This is a genomic window from Holdemania filiformis DSM 12042 (genome assembly GCF_000157995.1).
Classification (GTDB): Bacteria; Bacillota_I; Bacilli_A; order Erysipelotrichales; family Erysipelotrichaceae; genus Holdemania; species Holdemania filiformis.
This window is the reverse complement of sequence record NZ_GG657556.1, coordinates 264,767-279,998: the sequence shown is the minus strand read 5'-3', so window position 1 is coordinate 279,998 and position 15,232 is coordinate 264,767. Positions and strand designations below refer to the sequence as shown.

The 15,232-nt window shown below is 50.1% G+C and carries 17 protein-coding genes and 1 pseudogene; 1 reads left to right on the top strand and 17 read right to left on the bottom strand.

The annotated features are described in order from the left end of the window. The 7 genes from HOLDEFILI_RS07185 to HOLDEFILI_RS07155 form a co-directional block, all read right to left on the bottom strand. Positions 1 to 1,734, bottom strand: a 1,734-nt coding sequence (locus HOLDEFILI_RS07185; protein ID WP_039864271.1) for a peptidoglycan D,D-transpeptidase FtsI family protein, incomplete at its 3' end; no start/stop codon positions are given. A gap of 5 nt (positions 1,735 to 1,739) precedes the next feature. After that, complete coding sequence (locus HOLDEFILI_RS07180) at positions 1,740 to 2,042, bottom strand: hypothetical protein (RefSeq protein ID WP_006058889.1); 303 nt, start codon at positions 2,040 to 2,042, stop codon at positions 1,740 to 1,742. Between the two features lie 4 nt (positions 2,043 to 2,046). Beyond that, positions 2,047 to 2,985 carry a 16S rRNA (cytosine(1402)-N(4))-methyltransferase RsmH gene (rsmH, locus tag HOLDEFILI_RS07175; RefSeq protein ID WP_006058888.1) on the bottom strand — a complete coding sequence of 313 codons (939 nt, stop codon included), beginning with the start codon at positions 2,983 to 2,985 and terminating at the stop codon, positions 2,047 to 2,049. Further along, the gene (mraZ, locus tag HOLDEFILI_RS07170) at positions 2,982 to 3,413 is read right to left on the bottom strand and encodes a division/cell wall cluster transcriptional repressor MraZ (RefSeq protein ID WP_006058887.1); all 432 of its coding nucleotides are present in this window, start codon (positions 3,411 to 3,413) and stop codon (positions 2,982 to 2,984) included. The genes rsmH and mraZ overlap by 4 nt, the downstream gene beginning before the upstream one ends. Before the next feature lie 271 nt (positions 3,414 to 3,684). Beyond that, complete coding sequence (gene rpmF, locus HOLDEFILI_RS07165; protein WP_006058885.1) at positions 3,685 to 3,840, bottom strand: 50S ribosomal protein L32; 156 nt, start codon at positions 3,838 to 3,840, stop codon at positions 3,685 to 3,687. 13 nt (positions 3,841 to 3,853) lie between these two features. Further along, on the bottom strand, positions 3,854 to 4,357 hold the full coding sequence (locus tag HOLDEFILI_RS07160) for a YceD family protein (RefSeq protein WP_006058884.1): 504 nt from the start codon (positions 4,355 to 4,357) through the stop codon (positions 3,854 to 3,856). A 178-nt stretch (positions 4,358 to 4,535) separates the two neighbouring features. Further along, entirely contained in the window at positions 4,536 to 5,468 is a 933-nt protein-coding gene (locus HOLDEFILI_RS07155; RefSeq protein ID WP_006058883.1) for an alpha/beta hydrolase, read from the bottom strand. A gap of 159 nt (positions 5,469 to 5,627) precedes the next feature. Here HOLDEFILI_RS07155 and HOLDEFILI_RS07150 point away from each other — a divergent pair, with 159 nt between their 5' ends. Beyond that, positions 5,628 to 6,740: a tRNA(Met) cytidine acetate ligase gene (locus HOLDEFILI_RS07150; RefSeq protein ID WP_006058882.1), complete on the top strand. Its 1,113-nt coding sequence runs from the start codon at positions 5,628 to 5,630 to the stop codon at positions 6,738 to 6,740. Positions 6,741 to 6,985: 245 nt separating this feature from the next. Here HOLDEFILI_RS07150 and HOLDEFILI_RS07145 read toward each other — a convergent pair whose 3' ends face one another. From HOLDEFILI_RS07145 to HOLDEFILI_RS07100, 10 genes and pseudogenes are all read right to left on the bottom strand, one after another. Then, positions 6,986 to 7,390 carry a hypothetical protein gene (locus HOLDEFILI_RS07145; RefSeq protein WP_006058880.1) on the bottom strand — a complete coding sequence of 135 codons (405 nt, stop codon included), beginning with the start codon at positions 7,388 to 7,390 and terminating at the stop codon, positions 6,986 to 6,988. A gap of 58 nt (positions 7,391 to 7,448) precedes the next feature. Further along, complete coding sequence (gene tagD / locus HOLDEFILI_RS07140; RefSeq protein WP_006058879.1) at positions 7,449 to 7,841, bottom strand: glycerol-3-phosphate cytidylyltransferase; 393 nt, start codon at positions 7,839 to 7,841, stop codon at positions 7,449 to 7,451. Between the two features lie 175 nt (positions 7,842 to 8,016). Continuing rightward, the gene (locus HOLDEFILI_RS07135) at positions 8,017 to 8,739 is read right to left on the bottom strand and encodes a YebC/PmpR family DNA-binding transcriptional regulator (RefSeq protein ID WP_006058878.1); all 723 of its coding nucleotides are present in this window, start codon (positions 8,737 to 8,739) and stop codon (positions 8,017 to 8,019) included. Positions 8,740 to 8,822: 83 nt separating this feature from the next. Continuing rightward, complete coding sequence (locus HOLDEFILI_RS07130) at positions 8,823 to 9,692, bottom strand: PHP domain-containing protein (protein ID WP_006058877.1); 870 nt, start codon at positions 9,690 to 9,692, stop codon at positions 8,823 to 8,825. 112 nt (positions 9,693 to 9,804) lie between these two features. After that, positions 9,805 to 11,529 carry a M56 family metallopeptidase gene (locus tag HOLDEFILI_RS18315; RefSeq protein WP_006058876.1) on the bottom strand — a complete coding sequence of 575 codons (1,725 nt, stop codon included), beginning with the start codon at positions 11,527 to 11,529 and terminating at the stop codon, positions 9,805 to 9,807. Positions 11,530 to 11,675: 146 nt separating this feature from the next. After that, positions 11,676 to 12,425, bottom strand: a complete 750-nt coding sequence (locus HOLDEFILI_RS18310) for a M23 family metallopeptidase (protein ID WP_244264315.1) — start codon at positions 12,423 to 12,425, stop codon at positions 11,676 to 11,678. Positions 12,426 to 12,509: 84 nt separating this feature from the next. After that, positions 12,510 to 13,403: pseudogene (locus HOLDEFILI_RS07115) on the bottom strand (M56 family metallopeptidase); the annotation flags it as partial. Further along, the gene (locus HOLDEFILI_RS07110; RefSeq protein WP_039864268.1) at positions 13,390 to 13,761 is read right to left on the bottom strand and encodes a BlaI/MecI/CopY family transcriptional regulator; all 372 of its coding nucleotides are present in this window, start codon (positions 13,759 to 13,761) and stop codon (positions 13,390 to 13,392) included. The gene HOLDEFILI_RS07110 and the pseudogene HOLDEFILI_RS07115, both read right to left, overlap by 14 nt. Positions 13,762 to 13,902: 141 nt before the next feature. Beyond that, a complete protein-coding gene (locus HOLDEFILI_RS07105; RefSeq protein WP_006058872.1) occupies positions 13,903 to 14,535 on the bottom strand; it encodes a hypothetical protein in 633 nt (210 codons plus the stop codon). A 4-nt stretch (positions 14,536 to 14,539) separates the two neighbouring features. Beyond that, positions 14,540 to 15,232: AAA family ATPase (locus HOLDEFILI_RS07100; protein WP_006058871.1), on the bottom strand; the 693-nt coding region annotated here is incomplete at its 5' end.

Sequence of the window (15,232 nt, the reverse complement as noted above, 5' to 3'; positions counted from 1 at the left end):
GATCGCGTCGGATTTGACGTGCGCGTTCTTGTCATAATCGGCCTGGAACGCATAATACACCAAGACCTTCGGATCCTCCGCCGGCATCGCCGCCATCAGCGAAACGATCGTCTTGCCCGTGCTGTAGCCGCCCCCGCCGACCGCTGCCAGCTGGGTGGTTCCGGTCTTGGCGATGATCGTCGTTTCCGGAATCTGATAGAACCGGGCGGTGCCGTCCTCGCGGTTGGCCGTGTCGTACATCAGCTGCTGGACCTGCTTGGAGGTTTCGACGCTGATCGGATTGCCGACAACCTGCGTCTGGCCCTGATACAGCACATTCTGATCGTCATAAGAGGAACGCACCTGATCGATGACGTACGGCTTGACCATCGTGCCGTCGTTGAAAATCGCGGAATAGGCCTGGATCATCTGCAGCATTGTGACGGTCGAGCCCTGCCCGTAGGTCAGCGCCAGCTTGTCCGCCGGCCAGGTAAAATTCTTCACGCCGGTGCTTTCCGCGATGCCGTCGGTATCAACCAGCTTGAAAAAACCGAAACGGTCGAGATACTCCTCATAGACCGACGGTTCAATTAAATTCGTAATGATGCTCGCAGTCACGACGTTGGACGAATAGACTAAGCCCAGATCGTAAGGGATCATGCCCCAGCTTTTGCCCGAGGCATTGCCGATGCAGCCGATCTTGCGGGAATCGCCCTGGGAAACACGATATGGCTTCCGGTTGGTCGCCGCGTAACAAAACCGCGAGCTGTCCACCAGCACACTGCCGTCATACGCTCCGCTGTCGATCGCCGCGGCATACGTGAAAACCTTCATCGTCGAGCCTGGTTCATAAGGCATCTGCGATACATAATTGACGTAATCATCAATATCCATCGTGTTCGGATCAAACGACGGCGACTGGCCCCATGCCAGGATCTTGCCGGTTTCGACTTCCATGACCGAACCCCATACCTTTTCCGGGTTAAACTCGGCCTGCGTCTGCATGAACGCTGTTTCCAACGCTTCCTGAATCCCCTGATCCAGCGTTAAAATCACGTCGTTGCCATTCACGGCGCTCTTTTCTTCCATCTTCATGCCCGGCAGAATGTTGCCGTTTTTATCCGCCTGATAGCGTTTATAACCATCCTCGCCGCTCAGCGCGGCATTCATATATTGTTCGATGCCCATCCGGCCGCTGACTTCCCCGTCGTCGTCCGCCTGCGCGAAGCCGATCAGATAGGAAGCAAACGTGCCTAATGGATAGGACCGCTTCGTCGTCTGCACAAATTCGATCCCGTTGAGATCCAGCGCTTCGATCGCTTCCTTGGTTTCCCGCGGCAGATTGCGGCCTTTGCTGCCAAGCTCCACCTGTTTGGCGTTCTTGGTCAGATAACCGTAAAGCGTCGATTCCTCCATGCCTAAAATTGGCGCCAGCGCACGCGCCGTGGCCAGCGGATCATCGACATAAGCGATCTCACCCTTGCGGCTCTGACGGTTTTTATCCAGAATAGCGATGATATTGTAAGTCACGTTGTCCTGCGCGATGATCGTTCCGTTGCGGTCTAAAATATATCCCCTTCGGGCCTGCTGAACCGTCCTGTGCACGTTGCTGGCGGAAACATAATCAGTCAGATCCGTTCCGCTGCGGGCGTGGACCTTCACGACAGCCACTAAAAAAACATTCGCCGTGACCAACCCGCTGATCAATAGAATCGTCGCCAGGATCAGCAGGATCATGCGATTGCTTTGCCGCATGAGAATTACTCTCCAGTTTTGGCGATTGTCACAATATTCCCCTGATTTTGTGTCATGCCGTCCTCGGCCGCAATGCCGGTGACGCGGTCGCGCGTGCTCAAGCTCTGGACTTCAATCTTTAACGCGTCGTTCTCAGTCTGCAGTGCCGCGATGTCGCGGGATACGCTCTGCTGACGCGCGCTCAACGAGTTATTGTAAGTTCTTAAGAATAATGAAGAAGAAACATAACAAACTGAGGCGAAAAAAAGCAGCACTGCAGCCAATCCTTCTAACCTTAGCTTCTTCTTCTTTTTCACTAACTTAGCCATGATTCTAATCCCCTATCCTTTCTAATACGCGTAATTTCGCGGAATGTGAACGATTGTTTTCCGCAAGCTCCTCCTCACCTGGCAAAATCGGCTTGCGGCTGACCAGACGGAAGTCCGGCTGCCGGATCTGACTTGGCAGCAAGGGAATCCGCGGGTCGGTTTTTTCAACGCTGGACGCCTGGCGGAAGGTTTCCTTCACGATCCTGTCCTCCAACGAATGAAAGGTGATGACGGCGATCCGGCCGCCCGGTTTGACTAACGACATCGCCGCCCGCAGGCCGGTTTCCAGCGATTCCAGTTCGCCGTTAACGGCGATCCGCAAAGCCTGAAACGTCTGCTTGGCCGGATGTCCCTTCTTATTAAGCACTTTCGCCGGCAGCGCCTTTTTGATCACGTCGACCAACTCGAAGGTCGTGTCGATCGGATGCAGAGTGCGGGCCCGCACGATCTGCCGGGCAATCGGACGGGAATAGCTTTCCTCGCCGTATTTCCACAGCAGCGCGCTCAGTTCTTTTTCATCAAGTTCGTTGACCAGATTCCAGGCCGAGCGCGGCTGACTCTGATCCATGCGCATATCCAGACGGGCGTCGTAGCGGTAGCTGAATCCCCGTTCGCCGTCATCAAACTGCGGCGAGGAAACGCCCAGATCCATGACCACACCGTCGACGCTCATCACGCCCCGCGCGTTCAATTCCTCGCGCATCTGCGCGAAATTGGCGCGGATCAGCGTCACGCGGCCGCTGACTTCAGCTAATCGCTGAGCGGATTCCGCCAGCGCCTGTTCGTCAAGGTCGAACGCGTAAAGATGACCGTTCTGCAAGCGGCGGGCAATTTCCAGACTGTGGCCGCCGCGGCCTAATGTGCCGTCAACATAAATGCCGTCAGATTGGCAGTTCAGGGCGTCGATGGACTCCTGAAGCAATACACTGTAATGTCTTGTCATACGAGAAACTCCGTGAGCTGTTCGGCAACATCCTCAAACGAAGCACTGGCTTCGTCATAGTAGTTGTCCCAGCGTTCCTTGGCCCAGATTTCCACGTGATCGGCAACCCCGACCACGACGCATTCTTTTTCAATTCCGGACTCTGTGATCAAAGCGGCGGGCAGCAGAATTCGTCCCTGGCTGTCCAATTCGCATTCCGACGCTTTCGACGTCAGCATGTGAATGTACATCCGGGTTTCCCGTTTGGTGGAAGGCAGCCGTTTCAGCTGCTCGAACACGGCGTCCCACTGCGCCATTGTATAGGTGCGCAGACAGCCATCCAAACCGCGGGTAACGACGAAGCGATTGCCAAGCTCATCGCGAAAGCGGGCAGGAATGATCATTCTGCCCTTGGCGTCAATGTTGTGCCGATATTCGCCCATGAACATGATCAATCACCCACAATCTACCACTTTATGCCACTTCATACCACAATTATAACACTGTCCCCGCAAATGCCAAGAATTTATTTTAATAAAACGTCATTAAGTTGTCATAATTTGTTAACCAATTTTTACCATTTGGCTTAAACACAGGCTTTTTGTCGAACTTTGTCAAAATAAATCAAGTCCTGTTTCTTAATCTAATTGAATTATTTTCAACTCATCTACAAGAATAAAAAAAGACACCGGAAACCTTTTCCGATATCTTCTTTTTGTTTTATTTGCCGTTGTAGGAACCGCAGGAGCAAACGCGATGCGGCAGCTTGTATTCTCCGCAAGCCGGGCATTTAACCAGCGTCGGAGCCGTCAGCTTAAAATGCGTTCTGCGTTTTGCCTTTCTTGTCTTCGAATTTCTTCTCTGTTGTACAGCCATGTGTCAGCACCTCCTAATCATCAAACTTGAATTCTTTCAGTTTCGCTAAACGAGGGTCAATTTCTTGTTTCTTCTGCCGGTTGTAATCTTCTTCCCTGATGACTTCCCAGCCTTCTCCCTTGGGATAGGAAATTCCGCTTTTGACAACCTTGAGCGGGACTTCGGCCAGGATCAGCTGAAAGACAACCGGGTAGAGTTCAAGTACATCCTTCTTCAGAACATGAACCTCTGCTTCCTCGCACGGAAGGAAAGAGAACACTTCGTGAGAAGAAGTCTCAAACGGCACGATGACGTCTTCCAACGACACCGCGCAGGGAACCACCATATCACCCGTGACCTTGAGATCTGCCTCGAAACGCTGCCGCGACGGATCGTAATGTCCGCTGCCGGTCACCGTCACGTTCTTCAAATCCCGCAGGCGGTCGCTCGCCAAACTTTCCGGATCAAAAGTCACAGCCTCGTTAATTGTGAGTTCTTGATTCCCTTGATTGATCAGTTCAGTCTTAGACCATTTCACGCGCAGTTCACCCTATTTCGTTAACAGCCTTTATTATATGTAAAAAACCAGCCAAAGTCAATGATAACTTTTAAAGCTTAACACCGGGGTTTTTCAGGGGTTGCTTAACGGGGAACCGCGGAAATGGAAACCGGATAAGATCTCTTCCGCCAGGTTCTTTACCGGCTTACCCGGCTCGTTACTGATCCGCTTGTTCCGTCCGCAGATCGGCGCAGCCACCAATCTTGCGGGCCGTCCAGTCGAGAATCTCCGCCACGACCTGATCCTTTTCTTTTTCATTGAGCAGTTCATGGCGCAATCCTTTGAATACCCGCATCTCGATGTCGTCATAGCCGGCTTCCCGCAGCGTTGCCGCCGAGCTTTCCAGCCCCTTGCGGCCGCCGGTCACCGGATCGTCCCCGCCGGCGATAAACAGAATCGGCAACTTCGGATTCTTGAGATTCCAGCGCATCAGATCGTGCATATCCTGAATCCCGTAAAACATATCGTCAAACGCTGAAGCGGTAAACCGGAATCCGCACAGCGGATCGGCGATGTACGCGTCGACATTGTCCGGATTCTTGCTCAGCCAGTCTAACGGCGTGCGCGGATTGGGAATCTGCTTGTTGAACGAGCCCTGCACCAGCTGATCGAGCAGCTTGCTGCGGTAATGATCGCCCTTGAGCGCGATGATGGACTTGGCGGCAATCCGGCCGGCTGAGGCGGCCGGGTTGTAGTTCGGCGCACCGCACAGGATCAGTCCGTTCAGCAGCGCGTCGTAACGTTTGACAAAGCTGCGGGCCATGATCGAACCCATGCTGTGACCAAACAGGATTACCGGCACATCTGGATACTCCTGCTTCACCTGAATCATCAGTTCGTACAGATCGTTGACGCATTTCTGCCAGCCCTTGTGCTTGTTGAAATACCCCAGCTCCTCAGGACTGGCGGCCGATCCTCCATGTCCGCGGTGATCGCTGGTCACAACCACAAAGCCCAGCTGGGCCAGATTCTGTGCAAATTCCGCGTACCGCAGCCGGTGTTCCGCCATCCCGTGCGAAATCTGGAAGATCGCCCGCGGCTGCCCTTTCGGGCGGTATATCGTTGTCGCTATTTTTTGTTTTTCATCCATTGTTTTTGTTTCACCTCGGATTCCTAGTTTATTATAGCATAGCGTTTCTCCGGTTTGTGAGCATTTCACGAATGTTTATGATATCATAAAGGACAGCAGTGAAAAAAACCGCTGTCCGCCTTCGTATAAGGAAGGTTTGGAAAGATCTGGAGGTTGTCTATGAAAGCATGTGGAATTATCGTGGAATACAATCCGTTTCATAACGGTCATCTTTATCATCTAGAACAAGCCCGTGCGGTCACCGGCTGCGATGTGCTGGTCGCGGTGATGTCGGGGAATTTCGTCCAGCGCGGGGAACCTGCGATTCTGGACAAATGGAAGCGGGCGGCGATGGCGGTGACACAGGGCTGCGATTTGATCATCGAGCTGCCCTATCCCTGGGTCACGCAAAGCGCTTCGCATTTTGCCGAAGGTGCGGTGACGTTATTAAAACTGGCTCAGGTTTCTTCACTGGTCTTCGGCTCGGAAAGCAACAACCTGCAGGAACTGAAGGAAATTGCATCGATGCCGATCAATCCGGATCATCTGAAGGAGTCGTTGGCCGCCGGACTGGCTTTCCCCAAGGCGTATGGTTTATGGGCCAAAGAGATGCTGCCCAACGATATCCTGGGCGTGGCCTATCTGAAGCAGCTGCAGGACAGCCCGATCACGCCCTATACGATTCAACGCACCGTCGGCTATCATGAAACGGCGCTGCAGGGTCCGGTGGCCAGCGCCAAGGCGATCCGGCTGGCTGCTGAACAGGAATGCTTCTCCGATGAACAGACGCCGATGGCTTCCGCGCTGAAGACCGGGCCGCGGGTCTCTCTGGCGCAGTTCTATCCTTATTTAAGAATGATGCTGACCACGATGCCGGTTCATGTGCTGCAAACGTACTTCCTGTTTTCCGAAGGAATTGAAGTTCATCTGGCTCATTGTGCAGAGATTTCACCGGACTGGGACAGCTTCATCGCCGCCGCCGTGAACCGACGCTATACCCGTTCGCGGATTCAGCGCACCTGTATGCAGCTGCTGTGCCAGATTCATTGGGATGAGATCCGCAGCCTGCCGCCGCTCGATACGCTGCGTCCGCTGGCATTCAACGAAACCGGAAGACAGTATTTAAAACAGCTGCGTCAACAGGAAGTTCGCATCGCCTCCCGCTTTGCGGCTGTTCCCGAGCCTTACCGCCGGCTGGAATACCGTTCAACACAGCTGTACGCCTCGATGATGGCAGAACCCGACCGGATCGCATTGTTAAAAAAAGAAATCGGCGGACCGATCATCCTATAAAATTAATGGAAAAGAATAATTCTTCCTCAATTTCAATTAAAACAGCTGGCGGCAGTAAGCTTAAAATCAAGTTTACCGCTGTCAGCTTCTTTATATCAGAAATTCAATTATTCCTAAACTCAGCAAAAACATAAATGAATCATTATCCTCAGTTTCACATTGATCAATCACCCGCATCAATCTCTGCTTTTTTATCCCATTTGACGCGGAATACTATAAAGCCCTAAGAAATTGGTATTTCCAAGCTATTTCTGTTTATTGAAAATTTCTTCCACCGACATAGGACCCGCTTGGCCACGATAAACACGAATTTTTGTAATATCGGTTAATCCTTCATATTCCGGCACTTCCACACCAATACCATAAACTTCGATTCCATAACCAAATCCATCATCCGTTTTCACATTCAAATAATAATGTCCGTCATCGATGCACATGACTTCCATCAGCTTTCTTTCGATATCTTCTTCATCAAGAACAATAATCATTCCTTCTGAATTGACATATACGCCGGCAAAAGAAGAAAAATCTCCAGCCATGATTTCCTCATGATTCAACTCCAGCTCAATCTTATTCTCTAAATTTTCTGCCTTCTTTGAGCAGCCTATCAACAATGTTAATACCAATAACCTAATCCCTATTTTTTTCATTTTGTCTCCGCAGACATAATATAGAGCAAACGTCGGTGCAGAAGTGACGATCAGCCACTTATTTCAGCTTTTCCAGATCTTCCTTGATCTTAGTCGTAGAGATCCCTTCGGTGCGCGGCAGATAAACAACCTCGCAATACGCCTTCAGTTCATCGAATTTGCCTTCCCAGTCATCGCCCATGACGAACAGATCGGCATGATATTCCTGAATATCCTTCGGCTTCTGCCCCCAGTCGTTTTCCGGAATCACCAGATCGACATAGCGGATCGCTTCCAGCATCATTTTGCGTTCCTCGTAGCTGTGATAGGCTTTTTTTCCTTTGATCGCGTTGAATTCATCGGTCGACAGGCCGACGATCAAATAGTCGCCCAGCTGCTTCGCTCGTTTTAATAAACGGATATGCCCCCAATGTAAAAGGTCATAAGTCCCGTAAGTAAGTATTCGTTTCATGATTCTTCATCCTTTCGTCGCTTTTTCATTATACCAAAATTCAGCTCAATCAACAGATATTCTTATGCTCCTTGCGACAAGTGTTCGCTTTTGTTGATCCTTATTAAATCCAGGGTTTGTAAGTTCAAAATGAACCAGTTTACAAAAAAAGCGGCGTTAAGCCGACTTTTCTTGTTTATTCCGCTTCGACGTTATGGTAAACCTTCTGCACGTCGTCGCAATCATCCAGCATCGTTAACAGACGATTCCAGGATTCTTTGTCTTCTTCGCTCTCCAGCGTGACGTATTCCTGCGGCAGCATCGTGATTTCGCAAGCGTCGTATTCGACTTCCGGAATCAGAGCGTCGATCGCTTCCTTCGCCTTGTGGAAATCCGTCGGATCAACCGTCACCGTCATGTTTCCGTCTTCGCTTTCGATGTCGATAACATTCACATCCGCCATGATCAGCGCATCCAGCATGCCTTCTTCATCTTCATACGGGAAGTTGAACAGACCGACGTTGTCATAGCTGTGCGAAACGCAGCCCGCGACGCCCATCTTGCAATGCGCTTTGTTGAAGCAGGTCTTGACCGCACTAACGCTGCGGTTGGTGTTGTCGGTCAGACAGTCGATAATGATCGTTGCCGCTCCCGGACCGAAACCTTCGTAACGGCAGGAATCATAGTTTTCCCCGCTGCCGCCCTTTGCTTTTTCGATCGCTCTTTTGATAACATCCGCCGGAACCTGGTTTGCCTTGGCTTCGGCAATTTTCCGTTTCAGGCCCAGATTCATCTCCGGATCCGGAACGCCCGCTTTCGCTGCGATCAACAGTTCTTTGCCGTAACGAGAGTATAATTTTGACTTTGCTGCGGCTGTTTTGGCCATTGCCGCCGCACGGACCTCATGTGCACGTCCCATAGTTAATAACCACCTTCCAAAATTGACTTTATCATTATATCAAAGCACACTGTAAAAATCACGAAGAAAATTGTAAAACAGGCTTAAAAGCGGTGAATTTCCGCTTCATTTTCAAGAAACGGGATACGCCCGATCTGAATCGCCGGTTTATGATGACCGTGGAAGTCGCTGCCGCAGGTCATCCAGAGTCCATGATCCAGCGCCAGCTGCCGGTAATGACGGGTCTGTTCCTCGCTGTGATAACTGCTGTAGACCTCCATGCCCTGCACGCCGCTGTCTAATAATCGTTCCAGAATTTCATCTTTACCTTTGAAATTAGCTCCCGGATGGGCGACGACCGCTTCCCCGCCAGTGGCATGAATCAGGTCGATGATTTCCGCCGCTGTCTTCTTGCTTCCTGCAGTATAGCCCGGCTTGCCCTGGGAGAAGAAATCCCAGAAAAAGTTCACATTCGGATTATCGCTGCGGCTGCCGCCCGCGCGGTAAGGATCCAGCCAGTGTAAATCGTCGAATTCTTTATGACTCAACAAATATGCGCCGATATCCTCAGGCACAAGAATGTTGTCCTTGGCCACGCCTTTCAACAGCTCATCCGGCAGATCTAGTCCCATCGCTTCACAGAACTGATGCTTCGCTTTCCAGGTGTTTTCAACGGATTGGTCATAATAATAATGGAACAATTCGTCATAACGCGGATCGGTGATATCAATCCCGTAAGCCGTCATGTGAAAACCCACGCCTTCAAAGTCACAGTCGATCTCAATGCCTGGAATGACGCGAATGCCTTCCGCTTCGCCCAAGCTCGCCGCTTCCGCGACGCTGGCAACGTTGTTGTGATCAGTAATCGCCAGGGTCTTCACGCCATTTTTCTTTGCCATGCGGATGATTTCCGCCGGTGTATAATCGGCGTCGGTGCTGACGATCGTATGGATATGATAATCCAGGGTACTCATAAAATTCCTCCTCTTACCTCTAGCTGAAGTATACCTTGAAACCGGTTTCTAAGCAACAAAAGAACCCGGAATTTTCCGGGTTTTGATTTCTGGCGTGATTGGTTTCCATCCTTTATTGGAACAAGCTTGACGGGTCCAGCGCCGTTTCATTCTGAATCAGATAGAAATGCACGTGAGGTCCGGTTGCCCGCCCAGTCATGCCCATGATACCGATCGTCTGTCCCTGTTCGACAGCGTCGCCTTCCTCAACCTGGATTTCGCCCAAGTGTCCGTAGAAGCTCTGAATTCCGTCGACATGATCAAGAATGATGTAATTACCGTCGATCTGATTAAACCCGGTTGTGTTCACCGTTCCCGCCGCAATTGCCAGAATGGGCGCCTGCTTGTTATCCGGATCGGTGATATCCAGCGCCTGATGACCGGCGTAACAGCCCCAGCGACAGGTGATTTCAGGGTTTTCAACCGGCGAAATTGCCTCGATCCGGGCTACGGCGTCAGCGCCGTCCGCTACTGGATACGGCTGAAGAAGCTGATCTGAAGTCAGTTTTACAAAGATCCGGTCTTCCGGCATGAAGCAGGTCACGGATTCCGGGATTTCCCCGAATTCCAGCTGTGCCAGGGATTCTGCGCCCCGCTGCATATCAGTCAGCGTCATCGCTTCACCGTTTGCCGCAATCCATGACTCGGCCCGCACGGTGACCGGAACCTCCATGCCCATTGATTCCAGCGCTTTTTTCGAGCCTTCGCACCAGACTTTGATTTCATCAGTGTTCACCAGTTCCACAGGCGTTGCTTCATTTTGAATCAGCGTCAGCTTCATCGTCATTTCCCAGCCGGACTGGGCATCCGGTTTCAACATCATGCCGACGCTGACCCCGGCGCAGATGACGACGATCCCGGCCGCAAGCAGCCACGGTGTTCGTTTTTTATTCACAATCCATCCCATCCTTTCTTTCAAACGCTTCCGCGTTCTTTTACTGTTAAGACATTGCAGAGCGCTCTGATCGTGGTCTGCGCTGAAGGAAAGCAGCAGATTTGCATAGTCGATTCGTTCTTTCTGCGGCTTGTTCTCCAGCAGCTTTTCATCGATAAAATATTCCAGATCCAGGCGCAGCTGGTTCATCATCAGACGCACCAGCGGATTAAACCAGTAGACGATTTCCAACAGCTGGATGAATCCGAGAAACCACGGATGTCCGTACTTTACATGCAGGCATTCATGATCGAGCATCATTCTCCGCTGCACTTGTGTTCGTTCTTCAAAATCTGCGCCCAAGACCAGCTGCGGCACCAAGTTGCCATAGATCGCACAGCTGTGGATGCTCATACTCTGCCGGACAGGAATCCGCAGACAACGATTGATCTCCATCTGACGTACCGCTTCTTCACACAGATCGTGAGAACAAGGCTGTAAACCTAACCGTTTTTTCAGTTTCACCCGGGCGATGACATTTACACCCGTCATGATGACCATTCCCAGTATCCAGATCATCACCAGCCCCTCGCCCCAGGTCCAGTTTTGCGGCGTCGGCCTGTCCTGCGGCAGCGGGAGCACATCTTGGGTTGGAGAAATGATCATCGGCGCGGCTTCAATTTGTTCCACTGTTTCCGCGAATGAATCCGCCAGCGGGATAGTCGTCAGTTTCTGATATGGGCTGTACATCGACGTCCGCTGAATGGGAATTGCCAGTTGAAGAAGCAGCGGAACCCACAGCAGCAGCCGGGCCGTTTTCCCCAGCTTTCGGAAAACTTTCCGGCGCAAGGCCAACAGAATCAAAATCAGCGGACTGATCATGATTGAGATTTCAATCAGGCGTATTACGCCATGTTCCAGCATCGCTTTCCCTCCTTCCTGATTTTCTTTTTCCGGTCAAACTTTTTATTTGAATGCAAGCGGGAGCCTTTCCCGCCCGATCGTTAACGCAGTTCTGCTTAATAACACAATCTTTAAGAAGCTTAGATCAAGCGGTGGAAGACAAACTGTTAGCGGCGGAACAGAATATCCGAATTGACGCGAAGGCCGTCAACCATCAGAAAGAAATGGACGTGGATATACGGAGATTTTCCAGTGGAACCTATGATTCCCACTTTTTCACCCCGCTTGACGCTCTGACCTTCTTCAACTTGGATATCGCCCAGATGAATATAATAGCTGAGCACCTCGTCGCCATGATCGATGACCAGAAATTTCCCGTTCATCGACGAATAGCTGACTTCCGTCACAACGCCATCCGCGGTTGCCAGCACAGCCGCCTGATCATTGTCCGGATCCGTCGCATCCGTTGCCTGATGACCTGCGTAACAGCCCCAGCGGCACAGCACAATCGGGTTTTCAAGCGGCGGCTGAACGCCTTTCTGCACCGCTTTTTCCGGCAATTGCGGAGAGGGTTGGTCATGTGGCAGACCACTGACAAGCAGTGACAGCCGGGTTGCCTTACCGCTGCAGGCCAGTCCGTTCGTTTCCGGCAGCGTCCACTGAATTTCAGCCTCCGCCCGGCCGAAAGCCAGCGTTTGTAAGCTCACGGCTTTCCCGTCCTGACTTAATGTAGCCGCGTCGATTCCCGCATGGATCGTCTTTTCATCAAGCTGCTCCAGCGCGGATGGCTTGCCCTGGCATTGATAATGAACTTCCGGCGACTGCGCATAAACGGAATATTCATACCCCTGCAGCCCGGTCACGTCGAGGGCCACGGTGCCTTCCCGCGTCGCTAACGGTTTGGGTTTCAGCAGCATCGCTCCGCACAAGCCGCACAAACAGATGACGATCAATCCTGCAATCAGCCCCGGTATCCGATTCTTCCTTAAAATCTGGCTGAGGCGTTCTTTCAGCTGCTGCTTTTCCTCGCTGCCGCTGAGTCCCTGCAGCGCTTTATGCCGCGGGCCTGCCGCTGCGGTTAAAATCATCTCAGCATAATGGCAGCGAACCGGCTGCGGCTGATTTTTCAGCAGACGATCGTCAATCTGCAATTCCAAATCCCGCCGGATTTCTCTCATCATCAGCCAGACCAGCGGATTAAACCAATAGAGGATCTCAACAAGCCGCAGAATCCCGCACAGCCACGGATGTCCATAGCGTAGATGCAGACATTCATGCCGGATCATCAGCTCCTGATCTTACGCCGGCCAGTCTGCCCAGCGTTCGCTGACGATCAGCCGTGGAAACAGATGGCCATAGACAGCGCAGCTGGTGATTTCCGGACTTTCCAACACCGCCACATTCCGGCATCCCGCATGGGCCAGCAATTCACGAATCTGCACTGTTTTTTCATCGGCACAACCGTGGGCCTGCAGCCGCCGGCGCAGACGAAGCTGCGAAATAAAATTCACTAAGATCAGAACTGCGATCCCGCCCAGCCAGATCTTCACCGCACTATCCATAATCAGATCGGCTTTAACGACAGGAGTGGGATCATGAAATTCCGCAGCCATTCTCCTTTCCTCTGTCATTTCTTCCAGTGGAATTTCCTGATGAGAAGACTCGTGGATCAACAGGTTCAGCTGGACTTCATCCGCAACCGGCTGATAAGGACTGCGCCGCGTTTGCCAGGAAATCGGAACGATCAGCTGGATGATTAACGGGACCCACAGCAGCAGCCGGGCGGTTGGACCAAGTCGGCGCAGAATATTTTTTCTCAGCAGGAAGATGAAGATAATCAGCGGACTGATCATCAACGAGATTTCCAAAAGCTGCCGCAGACTATTTTTCAGCATTGCGGATCATTTCCTTCAGTTCTTCCAGCTCGTCTTCATTCAGCTGGACTTCTTCCATAAAGTTCAGCATCATTCGGCTCATCGAACCGTTGAACAGCTTATCGGCCAGGCTTTTCTGCGTCTGCCGCGTATAATCCCGGCGGCTGATCGCCGGACTGTATAGAATTTCACGTGAGCCGCGGTCAGCTGTCACGGCCTGCTTTTCCTCGCAGCGGTGGATTAACGTACGGATTGTCTTGGCATTCCAGTCCTTTTGTTTGGAAACCTCCTCGACAATCTGATTCGCGGTCAAGGGTTCCCGCAGCCACAGAACTTTGAGTACTTCTAATTCAGCATCTGTGATTTTTTCGGCGTTCATCAACGTCCCTCCCTTCAGATTACAATTGTAATACATCTATATATTACAATTGTAATCTTGCGTTGTCAAGCCTATAAGAAAAAAGCCGACAACTGTCAGCCATTTTCAGACGGAATTGATCCTTATTTATAACTCATTTCATTAACATTCCAGTTTTTCATTGAATTCTTGAATCCATCGCCCATCTTCGCAATGTAAATTATTAAGCAATTTTATGAAATTACTGCTGTTTTTCTGTCGATCATCTTGAGATAATTGAGCTACATATTCTTTCATTCTTATGTAATTATCCCGATTAATCAGCGAAAACAATTGTCGCCGTTGCTCTTCTTTCGCTTTATACCCTTTGATTCCTGTACATTGCTCAATTAGCGGAGCATTTTTATCTTTTCGATGAGAAGGTAAATTAAACTGCCCCCAGTGCATCAAAATAATCTGCATTGTACAGGGATTTCCAAATATCACAACGTTTTCCGCAGCATCTGACTGCCCATGGAAATTATTTATTTTGGCCTTAATTTCTTCATATTGTTCATAAGGTTTTCTGTCCGTATCACAAAAGATAAAAAGCGCGTCGCATACATTATTTTGATATTTGTCCTGGTAACGAGCTGGAATGTTTCCATTCCCTAGGGCATTAAAAGCCATAACACGATATTGAGCATTCCAGACATTTAATGATTTTAATTTTTCAATATAGTCATATTCTTCATCTCCCTCGCAAATAATTCCAATTGTATACTGGGCTGAAAACACAGGAAGTCTTTTTCTCATAATTTCACTCACCTTGATTTCCCGTATGGATATCTAAATCTAACAGTGATTTTATGAGTTCCGGTTCCGGTACAGCACCGAAGATACCTTTTTGATATTTTGATAAAATATCACTGTTATCGCGCACGCCTTTTAACGCCGTAAAGTCGGCAAGGGAATATAAGTAAACACCTGCCTGATCTTTATCAATAAACCAGATTTGTTCTTTCCGAAACAATTTTTTACAATCCAACAAATTGATATCATGAACGGTAAAAATAAGTTGCGCGCTTCGATTTAATTCATTGTTAAACATTGCCGCAATCGCTCTTGTCAATTTAAAATGTAAGCTGCTGTCTAATTCATCGATCACTAAAACTCTGCCGTCTTCAAGAGCTTCAATAATGTAACTAGCCAACGCCGCAATTTTCTTTGTGCCTGTTGAATCAAACAAAACACTAGGCAGAGGAACTCCATGGTAAACGGAACATAGTCTTATTTGTTCCATGAATTGTTCAGGAATATCTAAAGCTTTCTCTTCTGGTTTCTCCTTTTCAAATTCTCCCAGATTCCAACGAAAATGTTCTTCGTCCAAGTAAACAAAGTCATCCATATCTAAATCCGCATTTTTAATGAAATCAACTACTTTTTTCTGTCGCTTGCTATTCCCTTTCATCAGCTGAACCGTTTTATTTAAAGGAATATTATTCATGTCAAT

What these genes read in the sequence shown, in the direction of transcription:
- HOLDEFILI_RS07180 (WP_006058889.1), bottom strand. Translation starts at nt 2,042, where the DNA reads ATGGCTAAGTTAGTGAAAAAGAAGAAGAAGCTAAGGTTAGAAGGATTG.
- rsmH (WP_006058888.1), bottom strand. Translation starts at nt 2,985, where the DNA reads ATGACAAGACATTACAGTGTATTGCTTCAGGAGTCCATCGACGCCCTG.
- mraZ (WP_006058887.1), bottom strand. Translation starts at nt 3,413, where the DNA reads ATGTTCATGGGCGAATATCGGCACAACATTGACGCCAAGGGCAGAATG.
- rpmF (WP_006058885.1), bottom strand. Translation starts at nt 3,840, where the DNA reads ATGGCTGTACAACAGAGAAGAAATTCGAAGACAAGAAAGGCAAAACGC.
- HOLDEFILI_RS07155 (WP_006058883.1), bottom strand. Translation starts at nt 5,468, where the DNA reads ATGGATGAAAAACAAAAAATAGCGACAACGATATACCGCCCGAAAGGG.
- HOLDEFILI_RS07150 (WP_006058882.1), top strand. Translation starts at nt 5,628, where the DNA reads ATGAAAGCATGTGGAATTATCGTGGAATACAATCCGTTTCATAACGGT.
- HOLDEFILI_RS07145 (WP_006058880.1), bottom strand. Translation starts at nt 7,390, where the DNA reads ATGAAAAAAATAGGGATTAGGTTATTGGTATTAACATTGTTGATAGGC.
- tagD (WP_006058879.1), bottom strand. Translation starts at nt 7,841, where the DNA reads ATGAAACGAATACTTACTTACGGGACTTATGACCTTTTACATTGGGGG.
- HOLDEFILI_RS07135 (WP_006058878.1), bottom strand. Translation starts at nt 8,739, where the DNA reads ATGGGACGTGCACATGAGGTCCGTGCGGCGGCAATGGCCAAAACAGCC.
- HOLDEFILI_RS07130 (WP_006058877.1), bottom strand. Translation starts at nt 9,692, where the DNA reads ATGAGTACCCTGGATTATCATATCCATACGATCGTCAGCACCGACGCC.
- HOLDEFILI_RS18315 (WP_006058876.1), bottom strand. Translation starts at nt 11,529, where the DNA reads ATGCTGGAACATGGCGTAATACGCCTGATTGAAATCTCAATCATGATC.
- HOLDEFILI_RS18310 (WP_244264315.1), bottom strand. Translation starts at nt 12,425, where the DNA reads ATGCTGCTGAAACCCAAACCGTTAGCGACGCGGGAAGGCACCGTGGCC.
- HOLDEFILI_RS07110 (WP_039864268.1), bottom strand. Translation starts at nt 13,761, where the DNA reads ATGAACGCCGAAAAAATCACAGATGCTGAATTAGAAGTACTCAAAGTT.
- HOLDEFILI_RS07105 (WP_006058872.1), bottom strand. Translation starts at nt 14,535, where the DNA reads ATGAGAAAAAGACTTCCTGTGTTTTCAGCCCAGTATACAATTGGAATT.